We start from the raw sequence: 25,605 nt of genomic DNA, 5'->3' as shown, positions 1-25,605 counted from the left end.
GTCGGTTTAAAAAATGAATAAGGTGCAGATCCCTGCCGGCGGCATCATCTTTCGGGAAGGGGAATCGAATAACGCGATGTATGTGATTCTCTCCGGTCAGGTAGAGGTTTTCTTTACGAGGAAGAATATCGTCCAGCGTCTCGCGGTGATGAAAAAAGGGGATTTTTTCGGCGAGATGGCTTTGTTTCGCGCGATGCCGAGAACTGCGACCGCAAAAGCGATTTTGGATTGTCAGCTCGCCGTGATCGAAAGCAAACAACAACTTGAGAAATTTCTAATCAACAATCCGGACTTCGCCGCCAAGATGGTGAGAATCCTAGCCGATCGTTTGGCGAACACGAACGCGATCCTCATTTCCAAACTGGAAGAATATTCGGGCGAATACGAGTACAAGGTTCCGGAAGAATAAACGCACGGATCGACGGTTCGATTCGTGCCGTTGGGCCGACTCCGTCGAAAACCGATCGCGCGGTATATGCAAAAAATCGTATATCGCTTGGACTACTTCAGGCTCGTCGGCTTTATAAGTCCGGGGAGAAAACGAGGAACTTGTCCTTTCCGGTTTTTTTCGCTTTGTAAAGGGCGGCGTCCGCGTTCTTGAACAATTCGTTCGTATCTTTTCCGTCCTCCGAAAATCTGCAGATTCCTCCGGAAACCGTCACGGCCAAACCGTACTGACTCATCGAAGCTTCGAGGAGATAATTTCGAAACCGATTGGCCGCAACGAGTGCGTTCTCTTTCGGAGTTTCGGGCAAGATCACGGCGAACTCTTCCCCGCCGATCCGGCAACAAATGTCTTCCTGACGGAACGAATACAACATCGTTCCGGCGATCAATCTGAGAATATCGTCTCCGAATCCGTGTCCGTACGTATCGTTGATGATTTTGAAGTTGTCCACGTCGAAGATCAAAAGACAAAAATCCCTTTGGTGTCTCGCGCTTCGATTGATTTCTTTGTTGAGAATTATGTTGAAATATCTTCGATTGTAAATTCCGCTCGTTTCGTCGATGACCGTATTGAGGATGATCTCTTCGAAGGAATAGAGTTCCACGATCTTCGGATTTTCGATGATTCTTTTTTTGCTGAAGATGTAATCTAACATCGATACGACGAAGTTTACGCTTCTCCCCAAAGAGGAACTCATGTTCTCTCCGTGGTTGTAGATCTCTTCCCAGAGTTCTCTTGCGTCGTTCTCTTGAATTTCAAGGTGGGATATGATTCTGAAAAAATCGGAATAAAAAAAGGGATTGTTATCGGAAAGTTCGGCGATTCTCGTTTTGAATTCCTTCAAACCGGATTCGTGATCGTGAAGCAGGGATATGACCTTGGTCTTCAGATCCGGTCCGATATTGCGGATGCTCTTGAGCTGTTCGCTCATCCGAATCAATTCGAGCCTCGCAAGACCCGCCGTGTTTTCGGAACCGTCGAGATGTTTCTCCGCTTCCAAAAGTTCGCTTTCGCTGAGCTTTGAAACTCTTTCGTAGAGTTCCACCAAACCGCGAAGTCTGGTAATTTCGTCTTGCTGGTTCAGGTCCATAACCTTACCGCCTTCTTTTTCGCACGAGCCTTCCCGAATCGAAGAGGCTTCTTTTACAAACTTTTGGTTCGAAGGTTTTTTCGGTAAACTAAATAAACGAAGTCTTTCTTGAAATTAGTGTTTGAAGCAAGTTATAATCATACACTAAGTTGTTCCGTATGAAAAATGTAATCATCACGGGTGCAAGTTCCGGAATCGGAAAAGAATTGGCGAAGCTCTACGCGAAGGCCGGAGCGAATGTGGCTCTTACGGCAAGAAGAAAGGATTCTCTCAAAAAGATTGCGGAAGAACTGAAAGCTTCCGGAGCCAAAGGGAAGATCGTCTTTGCGGCCTTGGACGTTTCCGATTACGATCAGAATTTTAAAGTGATTCCTAAGCTTGCAAAGGACTTGGGCGGTTTGGATTTGATCGTGTTAAACGCGGGCATTTCCACTTCTTCTTCCTTTGGAGGAAGAAGTTTCGAAGCGGACAAACAAGTGATCGAGACCAATCTGATCGGTGCGATGGCCGGCGTGGAAGCGGCTCTTCCCCTCTTTCAAAAACAGAAGTCCGGTCAGATTGCCGCGATCTCTTCCGTCGCTTCTTTTAGAGGTTTACCGGGTTCCGCGAGTTATTCTTCTTCCAAGGCCGGTCTTTCCACGTATATGGAAGGTTTAAGAGGGGAAGTAAAACGTTTCGGCGTTACCGTGACCGTGATTCATCCGGGATTTATCGATACTCCGATCAACAATCAGATGAAGTCTCGTCCGTTTGTCGTCCCGGTGGAACAAGGCGCACAAAAAATTTATAAAAGAATTGAAAACAAAGTTTTATCGGCTACAGTTCCTTGGTTCCCATGGGCGTTCGTGGGATATCTTATGAAACGGATTCCCGAATTTTTATGGTCGAAGATCAGTCCGAAATAAATCATCCTTTGGAAAGAAGAAGTCCGCAAAACGGAACTCCCATTCGTGTTTTGTTCGTTTGCCTCGGAAACATCTGCCGTTCTCCCGCGGCGGAAGGCGCTTTTTTGGATTTGGTTCAAAAAAGAAATTTAGAATCCTCTTTCGTCGTGGATTCCTGCGGTACGTCACGCTATCATATCGGAGAACTTCCCGATCCGAGAGCAAGACAGGCCGCGCGCAAAAAGGGAATCGAACTTTTTCACAAGGCGAGACAATTCCGCAAAGAGGATTTCCGTGAATTCGATTACATTCTTACGATGGATAAGTCGAATCAAAAGGACGTTCTTTATCTCGCATCCTCGGACGAGGAACGCAAGAAGGTGCAGCTCTTCCGATTCTTCCAAAAAGATTCCAAAAAGGATCTGGAAGTTCCCGATCCGTATTACGGAACCTTGAAGGATTTTGACGAAGTGCAAAATATCGTTTCCGATACCGCAGAAGACTTTCTGGAATTTCTCCTCTCTAGAAAACTGGATTTAAAAGCCTAATCCGGGAGGAAGATTCTCACACATGAGTGAATCCAGGAAAAAGAAAGTAGTCATCATCGGCGCGGGGTTCGGCGGTCTTCAGGCCGTTAAAAAACTCTCTCAAAACGAAAACCTCGACATCACGGTCATCGATAAAAAAAATCACCACCTCTTTCAACCCCTACTCTATCAAGTCGCCACCGCGGTTCTGAGTCCGGCCGACATTGCGATTCCTACGCGTTCCCTCGTGGGAGAAAGCGAGAACGTCACGGTCGTTTTGGGCGAAGCGACCAAGATCGACACGGCGACAAAAACGGTCCATTATCAAAACACTTCCACAAATTATGATTATCTAATATTGTCGGCGGGAGCTAAATCCAGTTTTTTCGGGAACGATCACTGGGAAAAACATACGATCGGTCTGAAAAATCTCAAGGACGCGTTGAAGATTCGCCACAAACTTCTGATCTCCTTTGAAAAGGCGGAGCTTTCCGGGGACCCCGAAGTCGTAAAATCGCTGTTAAACTATGTGATCATCGGGGGAGGGCCGACCGGCGTGGAATTGGCGGGTTCCATAGCGGAACTTTCCCACCAGATCATTCGGGACGAATTCCACATGATCGATCCGGCTTTGTCCAAGATCACTTTGATCGAAGCTTCTCCGAGACTTCTTATGACCTTTGACCCGGCTTTGGGGGAGTTCGCAAAACACCGTCTCGAGAGAAGGGGAGTGGAGGTTTTGACCGGAACCAGAGTCGTCGACATCAACGAACACGGGGTTCAACTGGAAGGGAAGACGATTCCGACGGAAACGGTTATCTGGGCCGCCGGGGTTCAGGCGAATTCGATCGCCGCCACGTTAGGCGCAACCTTGGATCGGGGAGGAAGGGTGATGGTCGACGAGTTCTGCAACATCGAAGGTCATCCCGAAGTATTCGTCATCGGGGATATCGCGAATTATTCGAAAGGTCTCGAACGTCCGTTGCCGGGAGTTTCTCCGGTTGCGATGCAACAAGGCCGTTACGTCGCGGCTCTCATACAAGGCGATCTCAAAAACAAAAAACGCAAACCATTTCGTTACGTCGATAAGGGTTCGATGGCGACCATCGGAAGAACGGACGCCATCGCCCAGATCGGTGCGATCAAGATGAAAGGGTTTTTCGGTTGGCTTGCGTGGTTGTTCGTGCATTTGTTCTATCAGGTCGGCTTTAAAAACAAGGTGACGATTCTGATCACATGGGTTTGGTCTTACATCGCGTTCCGCGCGGAAGCGCGTGTGATCCAGGACGAGATCAGCGCGGATAAGAATTCGGTTTAATTCTCCGTAAATCGACATGCGTTTGTAACTGCTTAAAACGGAACAAACGCGTGCATTCCGACATAAAAAAATTCTTGAATACTCCCCTCTTGCAAGAAGAATGATCCGAAATGAATCCGGCGTTTTGGACAGGAAAGACGATTGTCGTCACCGGAGGTTCTTCCGGAATCGGAGAAGCCGTTCTCGCTTCTCTTTCAAAAATCCGCTGCAATCTTATCAATCTATCCAGAACGCAGCCCGAGTTGTTAAAACGAAAAGACAACATCGCGGCCGATCTGATTCATATCCCCACGGACTTGAGTTCCGAAAAGGAAATCGATAAGGCCGTTAAGAAAATCTCCAAAGACTATCGCGGGATCGACGTCTTGTTTGCGAACGCTGGCGTTACGACTCATTCGCGTTTTGACGGAACGAGAATCGAAACCTTCCGCAAAACGTTCGATATCAATTTCTTCGGTCCTTTGTATCTCATCCAAAGATTATTGCCCCAGATCAAGTTGGTCAAGGGTTCCGTGATCGCTACGTCGACCGTCAGCGGCTTGTACGGAATTCCGGGAAGAAGCGCGTATTCTTCCTCCAAGTCCGCGTTACACGCCGCTTTGGAAGCCGCGAGAATCGAACTCTCCGAAGAAGGATTGTCGTTTATCATTTTTTGTCCTCCTTATACGAGAACAAAGCTCCGCGCATCCGGTTTGGACGGAGACGGAAATCCATTGAACGAAGGTCAATTCCAAGGGAAGAAGGTCAAATCCCCCGAAGAAGTCGCGGACAAGATGCTCGTCGCGGTGGAAGATCCGGAGTCGCGACTCGTTATCATGGATAGTTCCGGATTCTTCTTAAAATGGCTGCGCAATATCGCACCCGCGTTTTTAGAAAGAACTCTATTCAAAAAACTTTATAAAGATTTTCACTAGAAGGAAAGCATGGAAACGAGAAGCATTGTCAAAGAATTTCAGTTCGACTATCCTCTGATGAGAGTTTGGAACGCGGTTACGGTAAACGAAGAATTGATCCATTGGCTTGCCGATAAGGTGACCGGTCGTCCGAAAGAAGGCGCGAACTTTGCGTGGACTTGGAGACTCGGAATGGAAGGCGATCTCACGACCAACGGTATTTATAAAAAGATCGTTCCTTTAAAAGAATTGATACTGCTTTGGCAGGATCATCCCGCGGGAAATATCGAGTTGAAGTTGGAATTCCAATCCTTAGGAGAGAATTCCTCCAAGTTAGTCGTTACCAATTCGGGTTATCCCGTAGGCGATAAATACGACGTTTGGATCGAAGCCGCTTCCGAAGGCTGGGAAGAAGAAGGCAAACATTTGAGAGACTATCTAAAAAAATCTTGAACGGGTAAGGCCTCTAAAAAAGATGGTAAAAGGAACCTGTAGGAACGGTGATTTTACCTGTGGAACTACCCGAATTAGAGACATACTTTCAAACGCTCACAGACCTCACCGATACCATCGCCGTAGTCAATTCTCCGTACGAATCGGACTTCGAGCAGGACATCGGTCAGTTAGAGCAGTATTTTGCGGACGTCGCTTCCAGACCTTGGGAAGCTTCCGAAAGAGATTACTTCAATCTCTTTTCCAGTCACTTTACCTTTCACGTAAAGATCGTGGAAGAAATCATTCACGAAGCAAGACGCGTTTTGATTCCCGAAAGAAGAATCTACGTCAAACGTCTTGTCGCTTATCATAAGCACGCTGAGGAATGGTTTGCGGAATTGCAAAAGAAACGCAAACAGTTCTCTCAGAAAGACATGGTAACTGCCTGATTTCATTTGACAGCTACCCGCTTCTCAAAGAATCTGAGCCGGTGACTTTGCCGGCTCTTCTTTTATCGACTTATCTCTTAGGGAGAATCCCTTGAAGTCAAAACCCTTTCTCTGGTATCCGATTCTTCTTTTTGCCGCCATCTTCCTGTTCGATAAACTTTTCTTTTTGGACAAGGTTCGCGATTACGTGAAACAGGAATTCACGTATATCTACTACGACGTGAAAAAGGAACTTCTTCAAGAGATCGTTTCCAAATACGGAAGCGAGGGCGAATTTTCCAAAAGCCCCGAAAAAAAGAAAAAGCTCATGATCCTCATGGGTTCTTCTCGAATGCTTTACTTTCAAAATTCGGATCTTCAGGCGTTTTATCCCGATTGGGACATCTACAATCTTTCTTCCGCGGTCACGACTCCCGCGTATTATCTTTATTTTCTGGAAGGTCTTGCAAACGGCGGGGTGAATCCCGATCTGATCGTGATCGAAAGCGATCCGTTTCAATTCAACAAGAACAGCACTACATTCAAAAAATCGAATTTAGCCAACAGCTTCGATCCGATTTTTATCCTGAAATACGCGTGGACGCTCGGTAAGGAAAACGTGAACTACTATTTCGCGAATTACCTTTTCGGAGTGAGTTACAACAAGCCGTATATCGGAAACGTGATTAAACGTCTGAAAAACGAGAACTTCGAAATCGGAGAAATGCTCAAGTCGATGACGATCGCGACTCTGAAAACCGATAAGGGAAATTCCATTTCTCCTGCGGGTGCGTATGTCGAAAAGGATTTCGGAAAAATTCAGGAATCTGCTCGTAAAACGGTCGGATGGATCTATCCTTCGTACGCTCCTTCCGAAATGCAATATTCGTTCTATGAGAAAATTCTAAACTTACTCTCAGAAAGGAAATGGAATGCGATGTTCGTGAAACCGGGAACTTCTCCGCCGATGGAAAAGGTTCTGAACGAACTGAATATTCCCGAGCCGTGGTTCGCGATCGTAAAGCCGATGCACGAAAAAGCGGGAATTCCTCTCGTCGATATGAGCAAAGATTCTTTTTATTCCTGCAACACGTATGCGGACAGCGGCCATATCTCCTTGGATTGCTACCGTCCCTTTATCCGATTCATTCTGCTTCACTACTATCTCGACAAGAAGTAAATTTTACGAAGCCCTTGCGTAAGGTTTCGGAATTTCTTGACTTTTGGATTCTACCCTTTAACGTTTGCGGGAAGTTTTCAAACTGAAAGGAATAATCATGAAACGACTCTGCTTGTCTCTTCTTGCGGTCCTTGCCGTCGCCTGTTCTACCACTCCGGGAGTGGAGAACAAAGGAAAGGATCTGGAAATTCAAATTTTACCTCCGAATATCCGCGTGGAAAAATATAAGGAAACCTTCAACATGAAGGCGGAAGGTCCGGTGACGACCGATTGCGGCGGCAAACCTTGTACTCCGGAACAACTCGACGGTTTAAAACCGGATCAAATCAAGAAGTTCAAAAAGAACGGAGCTTGGAAAGAATACCAAGAAAAGGAAGATTCCGCGACTAAGAAGAAGATCAGCGTTCTTATCAGAACCGGCGAATACAAGGACGATAAAAGAGAAGGTTCTTGGAAAACCCTGTATGAAACCGGAGAAGTTCTTCGCGATACTCCGTACGTCGGCGGCGTGAAGGAAGGAGAAGAGAAGAAGTTCAAGCGCGACGGAGTTCAAACCGAAAGCACGACGTACAAAGCGGATAAGAAACACGGTCCGTATTGGAAGAAGAACAACGAAGGTCTGATGGACGAAGAAGGTTCTTATAAGGACGATCAGAAAGACGGGCTTTGGACGGAATACTACGCGGAACCGGGTCAAAACGGCGCGAAGAAGAAAGTTTCCAACTACTCCAACGGACAAAAGCAAGGAGCGGAAACCTCGTATCATAAGGACGGCAGCACCGTTCAGAGCGAAGGTTCTTACAAAGACGATCTGAAAACCGGAATCTGGAAGACGTATTACGATAACGGTTCGATCCAGATGGAAGGCGGCTACAAACCTAAGTTGGAACCGGGAACCGAAAAGGAAAAAGATCCGAAGGAAAAGAAGGCTCTTCGTTCCGGTTATTGGAAAGAATATTATAAAAATGGAAATGTCTTTGCCGAAGGCCAAAGAGAACACACCCGCAAAGGCGTTTGGAAGTTCAACTGGAGCAACGGAAATCCCGCTTACAAAGGCGAGATGATGAACGAGTTCATGATGTCTTCCGCGGAAGCCTATAACAAGGAAGGACAGTTGATCGGAAAAGGGAAACTTCAGTTTTCGATCATGAACATAGACGAAGCGACGAACGAACTCAAGGCGAGCTATAAGCCGGATATTCCGTTTACATATTACAAAAACGGAAACAAACAGTTCGAGATCGTAAGCGACTCGAAGGCGATCGAATACGACGACAACGGATCTAAAATCGGAGAAGGTCCGATCATGGTGGGAACCAACAAGAAGAACGGTTGTTGGACCGTGGGTTCCGGCAAGGTGTATTACATCAACGGAAACGAGAACAAGAGAATGGGAGAAATGCAAGGCTGTAAATGATTCGTTTGCTGCTTTAAAGCATATCTGTGTTTCGACAAAAAAATTGAAATCCGAAAAGCGGAAGCGTAAAAGCTTCCGCTTTTTTGTTTTCCTATGTATATCCTTTCCGGAATTCTCCGATAATATCGTATGAGTTCAGAAACTTCTTCCCGCTCTTTTTGGAAGCGCGACCTCGCAATTTTTTTCCCCACCGCCGTTTTGTTTTTTATTCTCGGTTTTTTTCTAAGAACCTGCGGGCAAAACATCAACCGCACCGCGAAAGTGTCGTATAACGGATCGTTTACGCAAGGCGTTTTGGTTTCGATCGATCCCAAGACGTTAACGATCGCCGATCCCGATCAGGAAATTCCTTTGGAAACGGTCGAAAAGATTGAATTCTTAGCGGATGAAAAAACGGCCGACGCGTCGTCGGAACTTTCCGCGAACGATAAATTGTTCGTAGGAACGTTTCAGCTTACCGTCGGTCCTCATAAGGGAACGCTTCAGTTTTTCGGAGGCAAAAACGGAAGACTCGTCGGAGTTTTGAAGTTCGCCAATTGGGGGAAGGGGAAGCCCGAGTTTTTGAGCGGTATTTTCACGAAAGGAAATCAAATCCAATTCGTCCGTTCCTGCGCCGGAGTAAAATGTTCCGAGATCGGAAGCAATGTCCCGTTTTCACAGAAGTATTCCGGCGTGTTGGAAGGCCGTTCGATTAGCGGAACCTACCGCGGAAACAACAGCTCCGGAAACTGGGACGCAAAACGGTAAGGTTGTCGTAGTTCCTACGATGCGGCCTGAACCCCGCGCCGCATTGGTTTATGCGACAGACGGAGATTTCGTTTTTTTGGCCGGCCGATTTTTCGGAGAGAATTTTTTGATCTTGGAAAGTTGACTTTGAATTTTTCTTTCCTCTTCCATAAGGTCGAAGTCGTTCTGAAGCCCTAACCAAAATTGCGGAGGCAAATCGAAATACTTTCCTAATTTAAGAGCATAGTTTGCGGATATATTCCGTTTACCGTGAATGATTTCGCTCAATCGAGATTGAGGAATGCCCGTATCCTTATAAAGTTGATATGCGCTTAAGCCCAAAGGTTTGAGAAATTCCTCGCTCAGAATATCGCCCGGGTGCGGGTTTTTGATCCATTTTTTCATCTTTCAATCGTAATGGCGTAGAGTATTTTCAACGATAATCAACGATTTCTACGTCATGTGCTCCTTTCTCGTTCCAGCGAAAACAAATACGCCATTGATCGTTGTTCGAATACTATATTGACCTTTGCGGTATCCTTGCCTTTAAAACTTTGGATCAATCCTTGAGTACTTACATAAGTTGTAAGTAGAGTCAAGAAGAAAAACGAAAAATTTTTGTATTCGACATCGGGTGACGCACCTCGCGCACTTCGAAGAATGCTTGAATCCGATCGCAGGTTGTCGAATTCTTACCCTATGGAAAAAGATCCGCTTTCCGCAGAAGACGTAGAATTCGCTCGAATCAAACTGGAAACCCTCAAAAAAGAATTAGGAAAAGAAATCACCGGACAAGACGAAGTCATTCGAAACGTCTTGGTTTGTTTGGTATGTCAAGGACACGTGCTTCTTGAAGGAATGCCGGGACTCGCGAAAACCCTTCTTGCAAGATCGCTTGCGAGCGCCTTGGACTTGGACTTCAAACGAATCCAATTTACGCCCGATCTTTTACCCGCGGATCTTGTCGGAACAGTCGTATTCAATCCTAAAACCACGGAGTTCGAAACGAGAAAAGGTCCGGTCTTTACGGGGGTTCTCCTCGCCGACGAAATCAATCGCGCACCCGCCAAAGTTCAATCCGCACTTCTGGAAAGTATGGAAGAGAAGACGATCACGATCGGTGATAAAACGTACAAACTCGACAAACCGTTCTTAGTGATCGCGACGCAAAACCCGATCGATCAAGACGGAACGTATCCGTTGCCTGAAGCGCAGATGGACCGATTCTTTATGAAAGTGAACGTGAGTTATCCCGCGCTCGAAGAAGAAATCGCGATTCTCGATCAACATGGAAAACTCAACACACAAAACGGAAAGATCGCAAAGGTCGTTACCGCCAAGGAGATTCTAAAACTTTCTTCCCTCCTCGACGACGTATTTATCGAAGAAAAAATCAAATCCTATATCGTGCGTTTAGTCCGTAATACAAGACCGGAAGAAAGAACCGTCCCCGAACTGATTCCGTACATCCGCCACGGAGCGTCTCCGAGGGCTTCCTTAAGTATATTAAAAAGTTCTAAAGCAAACGCGCTGTTAAACGGACGAACCTACGTGATCCCCGAGGACGTGAAAGTTTCCTTGGTGGAGATTTTAAGACATAGAATCCTTCTTACCTTCGAGGCGATTTCGGAGGAGTTGGACGTGGAATCCTTGATCCGGACCGTTGTGGAGGCGACTCCGGTTCCCTAAGGCCGCGTTTTCCGGGCGATCGATCTTATGATCCGTAAAGAATTCTTATCCATCCTTTCGAGTCTCGAACTCGGACGCAAAACGCGCTCGTTGAAGGAGAAGACCGGTAGCGCGGAAAGCTCAAAACGGGGAAGGGGACTCGACTTCAAGGACGTTCGCCTTTACAGCTTCGGAGACGACACGCGCCTCATCGATTGGAACGTAACTTCGCGTTTCGGAGAATTGTATGTGCGGGAATTCTACGAGGAAAAAGAAAGACAAGCCATTCTTTTCTACGATATTTCCGCATCGATGGAGTGGGGAACGGGAGAATTCTCCCGCGCGGAAAACGCGTTTCAAGTTCTTGCGCTCCTATCGTTGCTCTATGTTCAAAAAGGCAATCGTGTTAAAATCGTTCTCTATTGCGAAAAGGTGGAATGGGAAACGGATTTTCTGAAATCCAGAGACGAACTTTTGCCCGTTCTGAAGAAGATTTCCGTTCGCGAGCCCGCATCCGGACAATCGAATCCACTGTTGCCGTTTCAATATTTGAAAAACCGGGTTCATAGGCACGCGGAAGTTTTTTTGTTAAGCGACTTTATCGGAATCCGTTCCCTGAAAAAATACGCGAGTTTGAAAAAGTATTATTCGCTGCACGCGGTTCGTTTCCGAGATCCCGTCGAAATCGATCCTCCGAAATCTCTTTTGTCTTTTTTTTATACGCGCGATCCGGAAGAGAGAAACGGAGGTTTTTTCGGCAGAAGCCTTTCGCCCGAATACGAATTAAAATCATTGCGTTCTTTTTTTCAAGGTTCCTTGCTCGATTTGACGGAACACGAACTCCAAGCCAAGGATCTGATCCGGTATTTTTCGAAATGAAATCATATATTCTAATTTTCGTATATTCTTCGATTTTAATGTTTTCCCGGGCCGCGAGCGCGGAGGCGGTCGAGTCCCTTTCTCCCGATCGAACCCTGATCGCGCAGAAAATCCGATACGAGCTAAATTGGACCGCCGGAGCTGTGAAAGACGTTCGTTTCCCCGAAGCGGGACTTCATTATCTCGAGAATGCGCCGGATATTCCTTGGTTCGAGGTTCTATTCTCCGAAAAAAAGGAAACGAAACTGACCGTGGAGTTCGCCTATTACGTAACGGGAGAATATCCGATTCCGGTTTCGTGGACGACCGCGGCGGGGATGAAAGAATTTTCCAAAAAGACGATTCTTGTGGAATCGGCTATCGCCGATAACGATACGGGCCCGGCGGATATCATTCCTCCGTTGGCGTTTTCCGGTTCCTATCTCGGGCGTTTGATCGTCTTTTTAATTCTGGCCGCTCTATTGTCGGCCTTCGCATTTTACGCGTATCGAATCTACTCCGGAAAAAATTCTCCGTTAGACGCCATCATTCAAGCCGAACCGACTCTCGAAAGGATGGAGGTTTTCGAAATTCGGTTGAACGAACTTCTTAAAAAAGATCCGATTCCCGCGCGGGAGTTCGCACGTCTGCTTTCCGGTTATATTCGGGAGAAGTCTGCGAATCTATCGGGAAGAAAAACTTCCGCATTCACCGAGGCGGAGCTGTTTCGATTCTTATACGATCAATTTCCATTCGAAGAAAAAGAGCTTCAATCCTGGAGAAAATTCTTAACGGAAAAAAAATTCAGACCGGGCGAAGCGTTTCTGACAAGGGAAGATGCCGAAGATAAGTTCGCTCATTGGAAAGGAGTTTGGGATAAAAGATGAACTTCGAATATCCGTACGCCTTTCTTCTATTGATCCCCGTCTGGGTTTGGGCGTTTATATATTATAAAAATGGAATGTATTTGAGAAGGATGGAAATTCGTCTTCCGGGGAGAAGGGAGGGCGTCTTTTCAGGACTCGAAACATTCGGAAAACTTCTTCCTTTTTTGCGTCCGATCTCGATCAGTCTGTTGATCGTCGCGCTTGCCGGACCCGGAAAAAAAACGACTTTTCTTCCGAGCGAAAAGGAAGGGGTCGATATCATGATCGCCCTCGACGTGTCGGGTTCCATGTCGAGAAGCCGCGACTTTCTTCCCGAAACGAGACTGGGCGTTTCCAAAAAGCTGCTCCGAAGATTTATCGAAAAAAGACAAAACGATCGATTGGGTTTGGTAGTATTTGCCGGGGCCGCTTATCTGCAAGCGCCGTTGACCGGTGACAGGGAATCTCTGAACGAGATTTTAGGAACGATCGAAGAGGAAACAGTAGCGGAGCAAGGTACGGCGATCGGAGACGCGATCATTCTTTCCACATATCGATTGAGAAGTTCTCAAGCAAGATCCAGATTGATCGTATTGATCACCGACGGAGTTTCGAACACGGGCAAGATCGATCCCGTAACCGCAACGGACCTTGCGGAACATATCGGAGCCAAGATTTATTCCATTGGAATCGGGAAAGAAGAAAGTTCGTACGAGATCAATTTCGAAATTCTACAGGAGCTTTCCGCTAATACGGGCGGCCAATTCTTTCGAGCGGAGGATCCCGAGGAAATGAAAGCGGTGCTTGCATCGATCGATTCTTTGGAAAAAGATCCGTTGCAGGCACCTCCGCAGGAAGTTCGCGAGACCGAATACGAGATATGGCTCTACCGAGCTCTCGCGATTCTTCTCTTGGATTTGATGTTGCGGGCCTTCTTTTTCAGGTATTACGTATGAACCAGGAATTCTCACCGTATTTGGCGAACGTTTTCTACGCGCTTGCGGTCATTTGGACGTTGTATTCCATTCTTAGAATATTCGTGATCTTTAAAATTAGGGAATGGAGAATCATATACCCAGGTTTGGAAAGGAGTTCTTCGTTTCCGGCGGTCCGTCTCGTTTTGGCGAGGATCTTTTTGATCTTTGCTGCCTTGGTTTGTGTCTTTCTATCCGGATTGAAAACGGATTATAAGGACGAAAAAAAAGAGGAATCTTTCAAAGGAGTCGATATACTCTTTCTCGTGGATGTAAGTCTTTCCATGCAGGCCATCGACAGCAGCCCGACGCGCTTGGCGCGGTTTAAGGAAGTTTTGCTGCGAATGCTACCTTCCCTTTCGGGAAACCGATTCGGAATGATCGTCTTTGCGGCCAGTCCGTTTTTGTATTGCCCGATGACCTCGGACGTCGCAGCGTTTTCGGACTACGTGCGCGGTTTGGACGTGGACATGGTGGGGGACCGGGGAACCGACTTGAACAAAGCGTTTTTAAAAGCGGATACGATTCTTAAATCGGAGAAGATTTTTCGAAACCGAATTCTCGTTTTGGTAACGGACGGGGAGGATTTAAACGATCCGGAACCGATCGCTTTCCCCGCGAGCTTTCAAGTCTGGGCTTCCGGCACGGAAGCGGGCGGACCGATCGCTTACAACGACGAGGATTCCGGTTTGAGCGGATTTCTTTTAAAAGACGGAACCTTAACGCCTAACATCAATTCGGCGGGGATCATTCAGTCCAAGATGAACCGAAGTTTTTTAAGGAATCTGGCGGATAAGAACGACGGAAAATTCTATTCTTTGGACGAGAACCCGCCGGACGCGGAAAGTCTAAAAAAGGAAATCCTGGCCTTAGAGGAGAATTTATATTCTCGAAGGAAGGACTTGAAACGTTCGGAAGGTTCGGGCGTTTTTCTGTTTGCAGCGGTTTTATTCCTGTTGGCGGATTGGATTCTCGTGGAATCCTTTCTTTTTCCGAAACGTAAGACGGATGTGCCGGTATGAAATTGATTCATAAATTATTATATTCAATTTTTATTATAATTCTTTTAATCCGGAGCGGATGGGTCGAGTTATACGCGGTCGAGCTCGATCCGGGAGGGAATCGGGTCGGCGAAGGACTCGAACACTACAATCAGGGAGAATATTTCGAATCCCTCCGATCGTATCAGGAAGCGGAGCCGTATTTTCCGGACGATCCGAGGCTCGAGTTCAATCGAGGAGCGGCGGAATTCAAATCCGGAAACTTAGACAAAGCGATTCGTCATTTTGAAAAATCGGCCAATTCCTCTTCCCCCGAAGTGCAGTGGAAATCGAGATTCAATCTGGGAAACAGTTATCTGCGTGCCGGAGATCGCAAACGCGCCGCGGAAGAATACATCAAGGCACTAAAGATCAATCCGGATCTCCAAGAAGCGCGGAAGAATCTGGAATATCTTCGTAAAACCCCTCCGCCTTCCGGGAACCAATCCAAAAATTCGAACCAATCCCCTTCTCAAAATCAACCGCAATCCAAGGGCGGTTCCAACTCCGGCAATCGGACCCAAAGCGAAGACCGTCTTTCTAAAAGGGAAGGGGGCGGCGATCCTCACGATAAACGAGATCGTCTAACCGAAGAGGAATCGAAACGTATCATGGATTCTTTGGACTTAAACAAGATCCGCAGAAAAAGCAGAAAGAGCCGAGACAGAGAGGTCTTTTGGTGAAAAAGATCTGGTTCGTTTTTCTCCTATTCGCTTATCAATCGCTTTCGGCGGACGAGACGAAATTCTACGTTACGCGAAACATGTTTCATCTCGGAGAGGAATCGTATGCCGTTTTCGAAATGGATATGGGTTCCAAATTCGCGATTCCGCAGAACTCCTTTTCCAACGGAGATATCACCGTATTTTATGCGGGCTCCGAAGAAAACACTACGATCATCAACTTTCAAGTATTCCGAAAGCGCCTTTTGAAATTCCGAATCAAGGCTTCCAAACAGGGTGTGTTTACGCTTCCTTCCGTAAGCATAGAAGTGAACGGTAAAAATTTTACCCCCGGGCCGTTGCAGGTTCAGGTGCTTGCAAGATCTCAAACCGCAAAGAGCCGCGGTTCGTTCTTCGATCGATTCTTTCAATTTGAAGGAGAGGAGCTTCCCGAAAACGCGGATCTCAAGGTGATCTTTCAAACGAGCAAAAAGGAAGCGTGGATCGGAGAACCGATCATCGGTTATTTTACGTTGTATTATAGGGACGTGCGTAAACCGTACTTCGATCGCAATCCCGCCGATTCGATTCAGTTTCCGTATTTCAGAAGCGAGATTCTTACCGGGGTGGCGGTTAAGGTTCCCGAGCAGGTTTTATACGAAGGAAATATCTACGACATCGCCGTTTACAACAAGGAAATCTATTCTCTCATTCCGCTTCGCGCGGGAGAATTCCTTCTGGGCAAGACGACGTTCTCTTTGGAAGGTCAGCTTCAATCCTACTTCAACGTCAAGACGGTTTCAACGACTCCGAATCGGATTCACGTTAAGGAACTTCCCGAATTTGCGGGACATTTCAGCGGGGGAGTCGGAAAATTTAAGGCGACCTTGAAACTCAAGAACGAACCAGAACACGTGGAAGTAGGGGATACGTTGTATTTGAGTTTGGTGTTGGAGGGAGAAGGAAATCTTTCTTCCGTTTCCGATCCTCTGCGTTCTTTTTGTAAAGCGGGGAAGGATTGCGTTTCTTTTTCCACGTTGTATGACACATCGAGGACTTGGAAGTTCACCGAATTGGAAAACTCCGGATACGGATTTTATTCCATCGCAAGATTCGAATACGGAATTCCGATGCAAAAGACGGGCCTTTGGAAACAGGAACCGGTCGAATTCGTTTTTTTTAATCCTAACTCGGGAAGTTATCAAACGGTATCGATCGAGATTCCTTCGGTGAACGTTCTTCCTGCAGCTCGAAAAAAAGAAAAGCCGAGCGAATCTCCGTCGATGAATTCTCTTTCCGAAGGATTGCATCTTCCGATTCCGGTTTATATCATCGGTTTCGTATCCGTATTCTTTGTCGCGGTTTGGACTTGGCTTCGATTTCAAAAATCGGACGCCGTTTCCATTTGGATCGAATCGCTTCCGATGCTATTTCCGATCTTAGGAGTTCCGGTTTTAAAAGAACTTGACCAGCGAACGGGAAGCAAACGAGGCTTGGTATTAAGACAATCCCTTTTGTCGAAAGGGGTCCCCGAAGCGGACGTTTCCTTCCTTGTGGAAATTTCCAAAGCGGATGCGGATGCCCACTTTGCGGAACTCGCTTCCCGATTGAACTTTCAGGAAAGAAACAATCTGCTTAGAATCGCGCATCAATTTTTAACAACCCAAAAGAAGGAGGAATACCAATGAGCGAAGAAATCAAAGGAAGGATTTCCGTAGAGACGGAAAACATCTTTCCGATCATTAAGAAATGGCTGTATTCGGAAAAAGATATTTTCATCCGCGAGCTCGTATCCAACGCGAGCGACGCGATAACGAAGCTGAAAAAGATCGCGTTCTCCGAAGAATTCGAAGGCGGAACGGATTATAGAATCGATCTCGATTTCGATCAGGAAAAAAGAATTCTGATCATCGAAGACAACGGGATCGGAATGAGTTCCGAAGAAGTCCAGAAATACATCAATCAAATCGCCTTCTCCAGTGCGGAAGAGTTCGTCAAAAAATTTCAAGGCGAAGGAGCGCAACCGGAAATCATCGGACATTTCGGTTTGGGATTCTATTCCTGTTTTATGGTCTCCACCAAAGTGGTCATCGAAACCAGGTCGTATAAAAAAGGTTCCACCGGAGTCGTCTGGGAAAGCGAATCGGGAACGGAATTCTCCTTACGTTCTTCGGACAAGGCGACAAGAGGAACCAAAATCACGCTGCATCTCGATTCCGATTCGGGAGAATATCTGGATCAGTGGAAACTCAAAGAGCTGATCCGTAAATACTGCGACTTTCTTCCCGTCCCCATCTACGTAAAAAACGAACAGGCGAATAAACAAACCCCGCTTTGGTCGGAAACTCCCGCCTCCGTGACCAAGGAAAAATACGAGGAGTTTTACAATTATCTTTTCCCGTTTTCGGGAGAACCTCTCTTTCACGTTCACCTCAACGTGGATTATCCGTTCCGTCTTCAAGGAATATTATATTTTCCTAAACTAAAACACGAACTCGACGTGAATCAGTCCGGGATCAAACTCTACTGCAATCACGTGTTCGTAAGCGACGACGCGAACGACTTGGTCCCCAAATTTCTGACCGTTCTCAAAGGGACGATCGATATTCCGGATCTTCCTTTGAACGTTTCCCGCTCGTATCTTCAGAGCGATCCTCTCGTCAAAAAAATCTCCTCTCATATCGTTAAAAAGATCGCGGATCGATTGAACGAGGAATTCAAAAAGAACGAAGAGGACTTCCGAAAGAATTGGGACGAGATTTCCATTTTCGTAAAATACGGAATGCTCACGGACGATAAGTTCTACGAAGCCGCAAAGGATCTCGTGTTCTTCAAAACCTCGAACGGGGAAATTACTCGTCTTGAAGATTATTGGACTAAGAACAAGGAAAAGAACAACGGCAAAGTGTTCTATGCGAACGAATCGGAGACTTCTTCCGTTTATATGGATCTGCTCAAGTCGCAAGGGCTCGAAGCGATCCTGGTCGATACGAGAATCGATTCCCATTTTATCCAGTTTTTGGAATCCAAAAATCCGGATATGAAGTTTCAACGAGTGGATTCCGAACTCGCGGACGGGGTCGTGGACAAGGATCACGCGTCTCAGATCGTGGATGCGGAAAATAAGACGCCCGCCGATCGTGTGAAAGAACTTTTTGACAAGGTTCTAAAACGCGACGGGTTGGAAATTAAGGCGGAACCTCTTAAAGCGGAGGGAGTTCCCGCGGTCGTGCTCCTTCCCGAACATTTGAGAAGAATCAGCGAGATGAATACGATGGGCGGCCAAAAACCACTCGATCTTCTAAGGAATCACACTCTCGTGATCAACACCCGTTCGGCCTTGGTTCAGAACATTCTCGGGCTCGCGGGAGGGGTGAATTCGTCTAAGGCCGATAAGCTGGTGCGCACAGTATACGACATGGCTCTTCTCTCTTCTAAGATTTTCGGAGAAGCTGAGTTCGCCGAGTATCTGAAACGCACCACCGAAACCCTGGAGGAATTAAGCGCCTCTTAAATTTCACGAAAAAAGACTTGGAATTCCGAGGTCGATCCGATACATATACTGAGCGTTTTACGATGGATCGGCTTCGGATACAACTGCTTCTGATATTCCTTCTCGGTTCCGCGGATTTTATGTCCGCGCAAGGGACCGCGCCGGTTTCCAAACCTCCCGAGGAAAACGGAGACATTCATAAGAAGGACGCGGCCTCTCTCGATAAGGAATACTACGAGTATTATTTCCGGACGATCCCGGACGTGGACGCCCTCGAAAAGGCGAAACTCGAATACAACCTCATCCGCAGCTTTAAACTCGAATTAAGAAGAAGGGAACCTTCCGTAAGTCAGGAATATCTGAAACAGATCAAGGCTTCGAGCATCCGATACGAACGGGTCCAGCCGGATTCGATCTGGATGCGCGGCATCCGCAGCCAGATGCAACATATTAAGTTTCAAGAATATATGTATATTGTAATATATGAGAAGTATTTTCTGTATATTTCCTACGAGATCAATCCGTCGCGTTACGTGATGGAGCCGTATCAGGTGCAGTTGATCTTCCAAAAGGAAAATCCGTTTTTTATCAAGCTGCCCGACCCTTGAAAATCCAGTAATAGATTCCCGCTCCGATGATCGTTCCGGAAAAACAAAGTCCGATTAGAGCGAACATCTCCAGAAAATCGAAATCGTTGATGAACAGGGAATTCTTTTTGATTCTCGCTAAAACGCGCACTTTACCGAACGTTTCGAAGGTTTGTCTGCGTACTTCGATGCTGTCTCCGACGCGGAGTCTTTGAGAAAGATTTTCGTCCACTTGTTCGGTGATTTCGTGTAACTTACCGGATTCGTCGGGCACTCGATACGAAACGAGATACGCTCGTTTCCCCGATTTTTCAACGCGTACGGATTCGGTAAGAGTTCCGAAAACGGTGGGTCCCGGTTCCCGCAGACTTTCGTAAACTTGATCGAGATGTTTGTTCTCGCCGGATACGATCCAATAAAAGGGAAGAAAGAATAGAATCGAACTCCATCCGAGCGTAAAAAGAATCTTGTAAAACGGAGTTGAGTACGATGAATCCATAGAATGAGAAAAATCGAGTTCTAAACAGTTAGTTTTCAATTCCCCGCGATTATTACAACCAGATAAAATAGGATCGAACGGCTAAATTCAGGATGGCGACGTTTTTCCGTTTTGCGAACTTCGACGTATGAATCTTTCCCGATCTCAATTCTTACGCTACTTAGGGAAGGGCGCGGCGGCATTGGCTCTCGTCAAGTCCGGGGCGCTTGCCGCAACCGCTTCGTCGAAAACAAAGTCGAATCAACGAAACAAGAAAGACCTTCTTCCATCCAAACAAAACTCATTTCCAAAATTTCGACCGATCGCGGCGAGTGAACGAGACGAATTGATTCTCCCGGAAGGTTATCGTTACGGAACGATCGCACTTTTCGGGGATCGTATCAATCCGCAAGGAGATACGTTCGGCTTTAATTCCGACTTCAATTGTTTTCTTCCTTTTGCGGGTAAGAAGGACACGGGTCTTCTGTGGAACAATCATGAAACTCTCGGAACCTTGGAATACTACGTCAACGGATACGACAGTCAAAAACAGGGACCGAATCTAAGAACGGATAAGCAGATCGAACAATATCTATATGCGTTAGGCGGCTCGGTGCTCCGAATCGCAAAACAAAACGGAGAATGGAAACTTTCTCCCGATTCCAAATACGGCAGAAGGATCAACGGTCTTACCGAGTTTCGATTGACCGGTCCCGCGGCGGGAAGTTCCGCGCTCGGAAATACGAACAAGGTTTTCGGGACGTTTGCGAATTGCGCGGGAGGAACCACGTTCTGGAATACGATTCTTTCCTGCGAAGAAAACGTGGAATGGGTGATCGAGCCGTGCAAACTCCCGCACGAAACGCATTACGGATGGGTAATAGAGGTCGATCCGTTCGATCCCAAGTCGACTCCGGTCAAACACACCGCATTGGGAAGATTCGCGCACGAGAACGCTGCGCTCGTATTGTCTCCTTCGGGCAAACTCGTGGTCTATATGGGGGACGATGCGAGGGACGAATTCGTGTATAAGTTCATATCAAAGAATTCTTACGATCCTTCTCTCGGGGCCGGAAACTCGAGTTTGCTCGAGGAAGGAACCTTGTATGCGGCCGATTTCGAAAAGGGGATTTGGATTCCGCTCGATTTCGAGTCGAACGAAACATTACGAAATTCTAAAAAAGAAAACGGGGAACGGCGATTCGGATCGCAAGCGGACGTTCTCGTTCGTTGCAGGGAAGCGGGAAAAGTTTGCGGAGCGACGCCGATGGACCGCCCGGAAGACATCGAAATTCATCCGTTGGACGGGACCGTTTTTATCGCGATGACCAACAACGACAAACACGGAAATCATTTCGGACAGATCGTTCGTATCCACGAAAAATCGGGGGATCACGCGGGGCTGGAATTCGACTATGAGATCTTTGTCGCGGGCGGAAACGGTTCCGGTTTTGCGGCGCCCGACAATCTCGCGTTCGACAGCGCGGGAAATCTCTGGATGGTCACGGACATTTCCGCAAAGAACTTAAACAAATCCGTATATAAGAAATACGGCAACAACGGTTTGTTCGTGATTCCCACGCAAGGAGCGGACGCGGGTAAGGCGTTCCAGTTCGCTTCTTCCCCCACGGGTGCGGAGCTGACCGGACTTTGGTTTACGCCCGATCAAAAGGAATTATTCCTTTCGGTGCAACATCCGGGAGAAACCACAAAGGACTATCAAAACCCGACGAGCCGGTGGCCGCATGGAGGGAACTCCCTGCCGAAGCCGGGAGTGGTTGCAATTTATTTAAAGTAGTTTTGACCGTGCGGTCGGCGGAAAGCGGTCCGCGGGCAACGAATCATTGCGCCGCGACTTGAATGGCTTCGGCTTCGGTTGTTAGGTGAGTGAACGGTTTCCAAAGTCCCAAGAGATTGAAGATTTGGATCACCTTGTCCGAGGCTTCGGTCAAAATCAGCTTTTTTCCGTCGTTGCTCAGTTTGTTTCTCAACTCGAAGATCGCTCGGATTCCGGAGCTGGAAATGTATTTGAGCTCGCTTAGGTTAAGAATGACCACATCGGGATGAGGAGGATCGATGATTTCCTGTTTAAAATCGGTAAAACTGCTTTCATCCAATCTTCCGTCGAGTGAGTAAACGAAAACGCCCGTCGAAGTTTCTTTCTTTTTAATGCTCAGTTGACTCATTGCTTACGAACCACTACGTGTAATTTTTTTTTGGAGAGGCTAAATTCAGCTTTTGCGCCCGGCGGAAAATCGTAAATCGTTTCCGCAAGAGAATCGATCGAAATTCCACCCTTCATTTCGGAAATCAAACTAAAACGATCCAAGACCGTAAAGTGGTCCAGAGTATACCGAGTATGTTCCTTCTTTCGAAGCTCTCTACAATAGACTTTGAAAAACGGGGATTGTTTGTCAAAACTTGTATCCGTATTTTCACAGGACATAACCCATCCGGTCGAACCTGCGCCCGTATAAACCAAAAGCCCCGAACATTTCTGTTCCTCCATTTCGTTCCCGTGGTGGATGAAAAACCGACTCGTGAGATCGGGACTGTTGTTTCGGATCGAAATTTCGCTGATCCCCTGTAATGTGCTGACCTTTCTCCCGTCGGGATAATGGATCTTCACTTCGATGAGAGGCCATTCTTCGATGGCGGCGTTGGACCAGCCTGTTTCCAGGGCTTTTTTGATGTCTTCCACGTGAAAGGAGAGAAGAGCGCCTACGGACGTCGGAGGATCGGAATTACAGCCCAAAACGAGCGTGTCCACGGCGTGGTGCGCGACGAAGGTGAAATGATTGTCCCCGCCGAGCGCGATCACGAGATCGAAGTCGGACGGAGGATGGATGTCCATATTCTTTCGAAAGATAAACGTGCTATTGGGGAAAAGCCGTTTGAGAGTTTCCCGGTTTGCAAGTTGTCGGAGATGCGATTCGTGGATTCTCGCAAACGAATCGTTTTGAATCTTATAAATTTTTTCGATTTTTTCGAGAGAACCCCATTCTTCCAAATCCAATTCGAACTTGGTGCGTTTCCCCAAGATAAGAACCCGTTTTGCGGCCTTTAATCTCTCCAAAGACATTGATTGATCCAAATACAGGACCGTTTGGAAAACAGAAACCCATTTTTCGGCGGGAAAGAATTTTCGGTGCCGCAAATTTCACGCAGATGCGCGGGTTTCTTCGAACAAAAAAAATCGGACCCGAGTCGAATCAAACCAAAATCTGTTCGGAAGAAACGTCCTGATCCCGATCCTCGTCCCTCGATTCCTTTTCGGAGACGATCGCTTTGAGAGTCGTCATAATCATACGGAACTTGGAACGGTTCCCAACGAGACGATAGAGTTCCACGAGATGTTTGAGGTTCCGTATGTTTCCCGGTTCGCGGGAACGAAGACGTTCCGAGTATTCGATCGCCTTTAGATATTCCTTCGTTTTTCGAAGCGTAAAGGAAGTGTAATATAGAAATTCGTTGTCGAACGGAAACCTGGCGACGTAGTTTTCGGAATAGTTCGCCGCAGGAGCGTAGTCCTTCTGATGAATGCAGATTCTTGCAAGTTGTTTGTAAAGACCCGGGTCGGAATCGCTGATCGCGAGGGCTTTTTCGAAAAGATTCCTCGTCTGTGAAAGGTTCTTTTTTCGGATCTGCTGAATCCCTTCCTTGACGAGAAGATTGTATTCGTCCCCGGCGGATGGAACCTTTTGCAGGGAAATCTCCGTGGGAATTTTATATGCAATTTTCATAATGGAAAGGTCGTCCGTGACCTCTCCCGCGTGAGCGATCAGTTTTTCGAGATCGTGCAGATCCCCGTTGGCGAGTTCCACGAGCCGCAAAAAAAGAGTTTCGTCCTCGTTCATAAACGTTTCGTCGGATCCGGGCTTGCGCAGAAGAATGTCGTCTCTTCCGTCAGAACCGATAAACAGAAAGTCGTTCGGTTCCAGTTTAAAAACGCGGATGATCGGCTCGGACGCATTCTCCGTAAAACCGATCTTACGAAGAAGCAATTCCGGATCCAGAAAACTCGCTTTCCCGTCTCTGTAAAGAACCATCCAAGGATGTTCCGCGTTGATGGAATACAAGGCTCCGGTTTCGTGATCGATGAGAGCTATGACGGCGGACACGAGCATACTGCCGTCGAACGTGACGAATACGTTCTGCAATTCCGTATAACAGTCCTTCAGCCATTTCTCGGGCGTTTTCTTCTGATTGGATCGGGAAAGCTGAGTTCTTGTTACGATCGCTTTGAAAACGGTCCCCATCACGAGCGCGCCGCCCGCGCCTTGGATGGATTTACCCATCGCGTCCGCGTTTAAAACGACGAGATAAATCTTGCCGTTCAAGGTGATTTCTTGAATGGAACAGAGATCTCCTCCGATTTCCGAATTCTTCGTGCGGAAGCGGAATTCCTTCTTCTGCTTGAGAATGGATTCGATCTTCGTATTCTCGTCGCTATAACGCAGAGAAGTCAACGGTTGAATGAGAAGGGAAGTGAGATAATAATCCCCGTCCTGTTTTTCCTTGAGAGACTGGACTTCGTTTAACGTTTCCTGAAGTTCCTGCGTTTTTTCCTCCACCTTTCTTTCGAGAAAAAGCTGATGATCGAGAAGTTCCTTTTTCATATTCACGAACACTTCCCCCATTTGACCGAGTTCGTCCGTGCGGTCCAAATCGATGATCGTGGTTTCGTCTTCGGAAGGATTCTTCATCGCGAAGTTGAGAGCCTTGACCGCGTTGATGATGTCCCTCGAAAAAAGATAGGATACGAGAAGAATTCCGATAAAGATCGAAAGAGCCAAGAGCCCGCAGTAGATCCAGAGATTCCGCGTAGTAGTATGCAGCTCCGTTTCGTCGATCAAAAGAACGAACTCGAGGGCGAGATTGGTCAGTCCCTTATTTTCGTACGGGATGCGCGTAAGATAAAAGTATTTTCCTCCGAACGAAAAACGGTTCCCGCTTTTGAGAGAATCGATCGGATGATGTTTCAGATATTCCCGGATGAGGGGACCGGATGCGGAGATTTGTTTTTCCTTTTCGTAGATCGCCATCTGAACGTCGCTCGAGCCGGTGATGTTCTCCGTGAATTTTTGATCCACGACCTGACCCACTAAGACCAAGGAGCCGTTTCGCAGCGGAGAAGTGACTCGGAGTCCGAGACCGCTGTGACCGAGTTCGAGTGTGGAGGCGATCTTGCCGCTCAGCGCTTCCTGAACGATCTTTTGTTTGGACTTGTCGTCTCCGAAATCGCCGGGTCTGTGAAACCGATATACTACCTTGCCCGAAGAGGAAATCACTTCGAAGATCGAAAGATCGTATTGTTTCATGATTCCCAAAAAGTATTCTCTCTGAGAATCCAAAAGACCTCGGTTGCCGGAACCCGCCTCCAAAATCGAAATCGTTTTGGAATTCCGTTCCAACTCTTTGAGCATAAAACGGATCGTCTCTTCCTTGTGTCTGAGTTCTTTTTGAAAATCGACGGATTTGTCGAGGGCTCGTTTATCCTGAGGTTCGTTTTTGACTCGATCGATCATCTGGATAAAGGTGACCGCTAAAATCAAAACGAGAAATAACTGACTTGCACTTAAGATTAAAAATATTTTTTGACGAAAGCTCATAAAAACTCGCTGAAGTTAAAG

26 protein-coding genes are annotated in these 25,605 nt (G+C 47.0%); 20 read left to right on the top strand and 6 right to left on the bottom strand.

The window, feature by feature from the left end:
- Nucleotides 1–13 precede the first annotated feature (13 nt).
- Nucleotides 14–409 carry a cyclic nucleotide-binding domain-containing protein gene (locus tag LFX17_RS18520; RefSeq protein WP_238731687.1) on the top strand — a complete coding sequence of 132 codons (396 nt, stop codon included), beginning with the start codon at nt 14–16 and terminating at the stop codon, nt 407–409.
- 112 nt (nt 410–521) lie between these two features.
- Here the strand turns inward: LFX17_RS18520 and LFX17_RS18515 are convergent, their stop codons facing one another.
- Nucleotides 522–1,538, bottom strand: coding sequence for a GGDEF domain-containing protein (locus tag LFX17_RS18515; RefSeq protein ID WP_238731686.1), 1,017 nt, complete (start codon nt 1,536–1,538; stop codon nt 522–524).
- A 158-nt stretch (nt 1,539–1,696) separates the two neighbouring features.
- Between LFX17_RS18515 and LFX17_RS18510 the strand changes: the two genes are divergently transcribed.
- From LFX17_RS18510 to LFX17_RS18470, 9 genes are all read left to right on the top strand, one after another.
- On the top strand, nt 1,697–2,443 hold the full coding sequence (locus tag LFX17_RS18510; RefSeq protein ID WP_238731685.1) for an SDR family oxidoreductase: 747 nt from the start codon (nt 1,697–1,699) through the stop codon (nt 2,441–2,443).
- Nucleotides 2,419–2,970 (top strand): low molecular weight protein-tyrosine-phosphatase, encoded by a 552-nt coding sequence (locus LFX17_RS18505; protein WP_238731684.1) that lies wholly within the window; start codon nt 2,419–2,421, stop codon nt 2,968–2,970. The genes LFX17_RS18510 and LFX17_RS18505 overlap by 25 nt, the downstream gene beginning before the upstream one ends.
- A 22-nt stretch (nt 2,971–2,992) precedes the next feature.
- Nucleotides 2,993–4,267: an NAD(P)/FAD-dependent oxidoreductase gene (locus LFX17_RS18500; protein WP_238748054.1), complete on the top strand. Its 1,275-nt coding sequence runs from the start codon at nt 2,993–2,995 to the stop codon at nt 4,265–4,267.
- Nucleotides 4,268–4,377: 110 nt separating this feature from the next.
- Complete coding sequence (locus LFX17_RS18495; RefSeq protein WP_238748052.1) at nt 4,378–5,181, top strand: SDR family NAD(P)-dependent oxidoreductase; 804 nt, start codon at nt 4,378–4,380, stop codon at nt 5,179–5,181.
- A 9-nt stretch (nt 5,182–5,190) separates the two neighbouring features.
- A complete protein-coding gene (locus tag LFX17_RS18490; protein ID WP_238731681.1) occupies nt 5,191–5,613 on the top strand; it encodes an SRPBCC family protein in 423 nt (140 codons plus the stop codon).
- Nucleotides 5,614–5,672: 59 nt separating this feature from the next.
- Complete coding sequence (locus tag LFX17_RS18485) at nt 5,673–6,044, top strand: hypothetical protein (RefSeq protein WP_238731680.1); 372 nt, start codon at nt 5,673–5,675, stop codon at nt 6,042–6,044.
- A gap of 91 nt (nt 6,045–6,135) precedes the next feature.
- Nucleotides 6,136–7,203, top strand: coding sequence for a DUF1574 domain-containing protein (locus tag LFX17_RS18480; RefSeq protein WP_238748042.1), 1,068 nt, complete (start codon nt 6,136–6,138; stop codon nt 7,201–7,203).
- 97 nt (nt 7,204–7,300) lie between these two features.
- Nucleotides 7,301–8,620 carry an LIC20035 family adhesin gene (locus LFX17_RS18475; protein WP_238731678.1) on the top strand — a complete coding sequence of 440 codons (1,320 nt, stop codon included), beginning with the start codon at nt 7,301–7,303 and terminating at the stop codon, nt 8,618–8,620.
- A 129-nt stretch (nt 8,621–8,749) separates the two neighbouring features.
- Nucleotides 8,750–9,367 (top strand): LIC20036 family protein, encoded by a 618-nt coding sequence (locus LFX17_RS18470; RefSeq protein WP_238748039.1) that lies wholly within the window; start codon nt 8,750–8,752, stop codon nt 9,365–9,367.
- 48 nt (nt 9,368–9,415) lie between these two features.
- Here LFX17_RS18470 and LFX17_RS18465 read toward each other — a convergent pair whose 3' ends face one another.
- Entirely contained in the window at nt 9,416–9,751 is a 336-nt protein-coding gene (locus tag LFX17_RS18465) for a HigA family addiction module antitoxin (protein ID WP_238748037.1), read from the bottom strand.
- A 294-nt stretch (nt 9,752–10,045) separates the two neighbouring features.
- On the opposite strand from LFX17_RS18465, the gene LFX17_RS18455 reads away from it, so the two are divergent.
- Genes LFX17_RS18455 through LFX17_RS18415 form a run of 9 tightly spaced genes read left to right on the top strand, consistent with a single transcriptional unit; the run spans nt 10,046 to nt 19,515 of the window.
- The gene (locus LFX17_RS18455; protein ID WP_238731675.1) at nt 10,046–11,035 is read left to right on the top strand and encodes an AAA family ATPase; all 990 of its coding nucleotides are present in this window, start codon (nt 10,046–10,048) and stop codon (nt 11,033–11,035) included.
- 27 nt (nt 11,036–11,062) lie between these two features.
- Nucleotides 11,063–11,893 carry a DUF58 domain-containing protein gene (locus LFX17_RS18450; protein WP_238731674.1) on the top strand — a complete coding sequence of 277 codons (831 nt, stop codon included), beginning with the start codon at nt 11,063–11,065 and terminating at the stop codon, nt 11,891–11,893.
- Nucleotides 11,890–12,759, top strand: coding sequence for an LB_053 family protein (locus LFX17_RS18445; protein ID WP_238748025.1), 870 nt, complete (start codon nt 11,890–11,892; stop codon nt 12,757–12,759). The genes LFX17_RS18450 and LFX17_RS18445 overlap by 4 nt, the downstream gene beginning before the upstream one ends.
- Nucleotides 12,756–13,694, top strand: coding sequence for a VWA domain-containing protein BatA (batA, locus tag LFX17_RS18440; RefSeq protein WP_238748023.1), 939 nt, complete (start codon nt 12,756–12,758; stop codon nt 13,692–13,694). The genes LFX17_RS18445 and batA overlap by 4 nt, the downstream gene beginning before the upstream one ends.
- Nucleotides 13,691–14,734: a VWA domain-containing protein BatB gene (gene batB / locus LFX17_RS18435; protein WP_238748016.1), complete on the top strand. Its 1,044-nt coding sequence runs from the start codon at nt 13,691–13,693 to the stop codon at nt 14,732–14,734. Before batA ends, batB begins: the two co-directional genes overlap by 4 nt.
- A complete protein-coding gene (gene batC / locus LFX17_RS18430) occupies nt 14,731–15,435 on the top strand; it encodes a TPR repeat-containing protein BatC (RefSeq protein WP_238747999.1) in 705 nt (234 codons plus the stop codon). The genes batB and batC overlap by 4 nt, the downstream gene beginning before the upstream one ends.
- The gene (locus LFX17_RS18425; RefSeq protein WP_240009329.1) at nt 15,429–17,102 is read left to right on the top strand and encodes a BatD family protein; all 1,674 of its coding nucleotides are present in this window, start codon (nt 15,429–15,431) and stop codon (nt 17,100–17,102) included. The genes batC and LFX17_RS18425 overlap by 7 nt, the downstream gene beginning before the upstream one ends.
- Nucleotides 17,099–18,928 carry a molecular chaperone HtpG gene (gene htpG, locus LFX17_RS18420; protein ID WP_238747989.1) on the top strand — a complete coding sequence of 610 codons (1,830 nt, stop codon included), beginning with the start codon at nt 17,099–17,101 and terminating at the stop codon, nt 18,926–18,928. The genes LFX17_RS18425 and htpG overlap by 4 nt, the downstream gene beginning before the upstream one ends.
- Nucleotides 18,929–18,945: 17 nt before the next feature.
- Entirely contained in the window at nt 18,946–19,515 is a 570-nt protein-coding gene (locus LFX17_RS18415) for a hypothetical protein (RefSeq protein ID WP_238731667.1), read from the top strand.
- Here the strand turns inward: LFX17_RS18415 and LFX17_RS18410 are convergent.
- A complete protein-coding gene (locus LFX17_RS18410) occupies nt 19,496–19,993 on the bottom strand; it encodes a hypothetical protein (protein WP_238731666.1) in 498 nt (165 codons plus the stop codon). The genes LFX17_RS18415 and LFX17_RS18410 overlap by 20 nt on opposite strands.
- 127 nt (nt 19,994–20,120) lie before the next feature.
- On the opposite strand from LFX17_RS18410, the gene LFX17_RS18405 reads away from it, so the two are divergent.
- Nucleotides 20,121–21,770 (top strand): PhoX family protein, encoded by a 1,650-nt coding sequence (locus LFX17_RS18405; protein ID WP_238747986.1) that lies wholly within the window; start codon nt 20,121–20,123, stop codon nt 21,768–21,770.
- A gap of 43 nt (nt 21,771–21,813) precedes the next feature.
- Here the strand turns inward: LFX17_RS18405 and LFX17_RS18400 are convergent, their stop codons facing one another.
- From LFX17_RS18400 to LFX17_RS18390, 3 genes are all read right to left on the bottom strand, one after another.
- Nucleotides 21,814–22,158 (bottom strand): STAS domain-containing protein, encoded by a 345-nt coding sequence (locus tag LFX17_RS18400; RefSeq protein WP_238731664.1) that lies wholly within the window; start codon nt 22,156–22,158, stop codon nt 21,814–21,816.
- Nucleotides 22,155–23,054 (bottom strand): NAD(+)/NADH kinase, encoded by a 900-nt coding sequence (locus tag LFX17_RS18395; protein WP_238747979.1) that lies wholly within the window; start codon nt 23,052–23,054, stop codon nt 22,155–22,157. The genes LFX17_RS18400 and LFX17_RS18395 overlap by 4 nt, the downstream gene beginning before the upstream one ends.
- A 130-nt stretch (nt 23,055–23,184) precedes the next feature.
- The gene (locus tag LFX17_RS18390; protein WP_238747977.1) at nt 23,185–25,584 is read right to left on the bottom strand and encodes a SpoIIE family protein phosphatase; all 2,400 of its coding nucleotides are present in this window, start codon (nt 25,582–25,584) and stop codon (nt 23,185–23,187) included.
- Nucleotides 25,585–25,605 lie beyond the last annotated feature (21 nt).

Source organism: Leptospira sanjuanensis, assembly GCF_022267375.1.
GTDB lineage: Bacteria > Spirochaetota > Leptospiria > Leptospirales > Leptospiraceae > Leptospira > Leptospira sanjuanensis.
The sequence above is the reverse complement of the archived record's forward strand: the minus strand, read 5'-3'. Positions and strand labels throughout refer to the sequence as shown.

What these genes read in the sequence shown, in the direction of transcription:
- LFX17_RS18465 (WP_238748037.1), bottom strand. Translation starts at nt 9,751, where the DNA reads ATGAAAAAATGGATCAAAAACCCGCACCCGGGCGATATTCTGAGCGAG.
- LFX17_RS18475 (WP_238731678.1), top strand. Translation starts at nt 7,301, where the DNA reads ATGAAACGACTCTGCTTGTCTCTTCTTGCGGTCCTTGCCGTCGCCTGT.
- LFX17_RS18470 (WP_238748039.1), top strand. Translation starts at nt 8,750, where the DNA reads ATGAGTTCAGAAACTTCTTCCCGCTCTTTTTGGAAGCGCGACCTCGCA.
- LFX17_RS18520 (WP_238731687.1), top strand. Translation starts at nt 14, where the DNA reads ATGAATAAGGTGCAGATCCCTGCCGGCGGCATCATCTTTCGGGAAGGG.
- LFX17_RS18405 (WP_238747986.1), top strand. Translation starts at nt 20,121, where the DNA reads ATGAATCTTTCCCGATCTCAATTCTTACGCTACTTAGGGAAGGGCGCG.
- LFX17_RS18410 (WP_238731666.1), bottom strand. Translation starts at nt 19,993, where the DNA reads ATGGATTCATCGTACTCAACTCCGTTTTACAAGATTCTTTTTACGCTC.
- batA (WP_238748023.1), top strand. Translation starts at nt 12,756, where the DNA reads ATGAACTTCGAATATCCGTACGCCTTTCTTCTATTGATCCCCGTCTGG.
- LFX17_RS18515 (WP_238731686.1), bottom strand. Translation starts at nt 1,538, where the DNA reads ATGGACCTGAACCAGCAAGACGAAATTACCAGACTTCGCGGTTTGGTG.
- LFX17_RS18445 (WP_238748025.1), top strand. Translation starts at nt 11,890, where the DNA reads ATGAAATCATATATTCTAATTTTCGTATATTCTTCGATTTTAATGTTT.
- LFX17_RS18510 (WP_238731685.1), top strand. Translation starts at nt 1,697, where the DNA reads ATGAAAAATGTAATCATCACGGGTGCAAGTTCCGGAATCGGAAAAGAA.
- htpG (WP_238747989.1), top strand. Translation starts at nt 17,099, where the DNA reads ATGAGCGAAGAAATCAAAGGAAGGATTTCCGTAGAGACGGAAAACATC.
- LFX17_RS18450 (WP_238731674.1), top strand. Translation starts at nt 11,063, where the DNA reads ATGATCCGTAAAGAATTCTTATCCATCCTTTCGAGTCTCGAACTCGGA.
- batC (WP_238747999.1), top strand. Translation starts at nt 14,731, where the DNA reads ATGAAATTGATTCATAAATTATTATATTCAATTTTTATTATAATTCTT.
- LFX17_RS18495 (WP_238748052.1), top strand. Translation starts at nt 4,378, where the DNA reads ATGAATCCGGCGTTTTGGACAGGAAAGACGATTGTCGTCACCGGAGGT.
- LFX17_RS18400 (WP_238731664.1), bottom strand. Translation starts at nt 22,158, where the DNA reads ATGAGTCAACTGAGCATTAAAAAGAAAGAAACTTCGACGGGCGTTTTC.
- batB (WP_238748016.1), top strand. Translation starts at nt 13,691, where the DNA reads ATGAACCAGGAATTCTCACCGTATTTGGCGAACGTTTTCTACGCGCTT.
- LFX17_RS18390 (WP_238747977.1), bottom strand. Translation starts at nt 25,584, where the DNA reads ATGAGCTTTCGTCAAAAAATATTTTTAATCTTAAGTGCAAGTCAGTTA.
- LFX17_RS18455 (WP_238731675.1), top strand. Translation starts at nt 10,046, where the DNA reads ATGGAAAAAGATCCGCTTTCCGCAGAAGACGTAGAATTCGCTCGAATC.
- LFX17_RS18505 (WP_238731684.1), top strand. Translation starts at nt 2,419, where the DNA reads ATGGTCGAAGATCAGTCCGAAATAAATCATCCTTTGGAAAGAAGAAGT.
- LFX17_RS18395 (WP_238747979.1), bottom strand. Translation starts at nt 23,054, where the DNA reads ATGTCTTTGGAGAGATTAAAGGCCGCAAAACGGGTTCTTATCTTGGGG.
- LFX17_RS18500 (WP_238748054.1), top strand. Translation starts at nt 2,993, where the DNA reads ATGAGTGAATCCAGGAAAAAGAAAGTAGTCATCATCGGCGCGGGGTTC.
- LFX17_RS18490 (WP_238731681.1), top strand. Translation starts at nt 5,191, where the DNA reads ATGGAAACGAGAAGCATTGTCAAAGAATTTCAGTTCGACTATCCTCTG.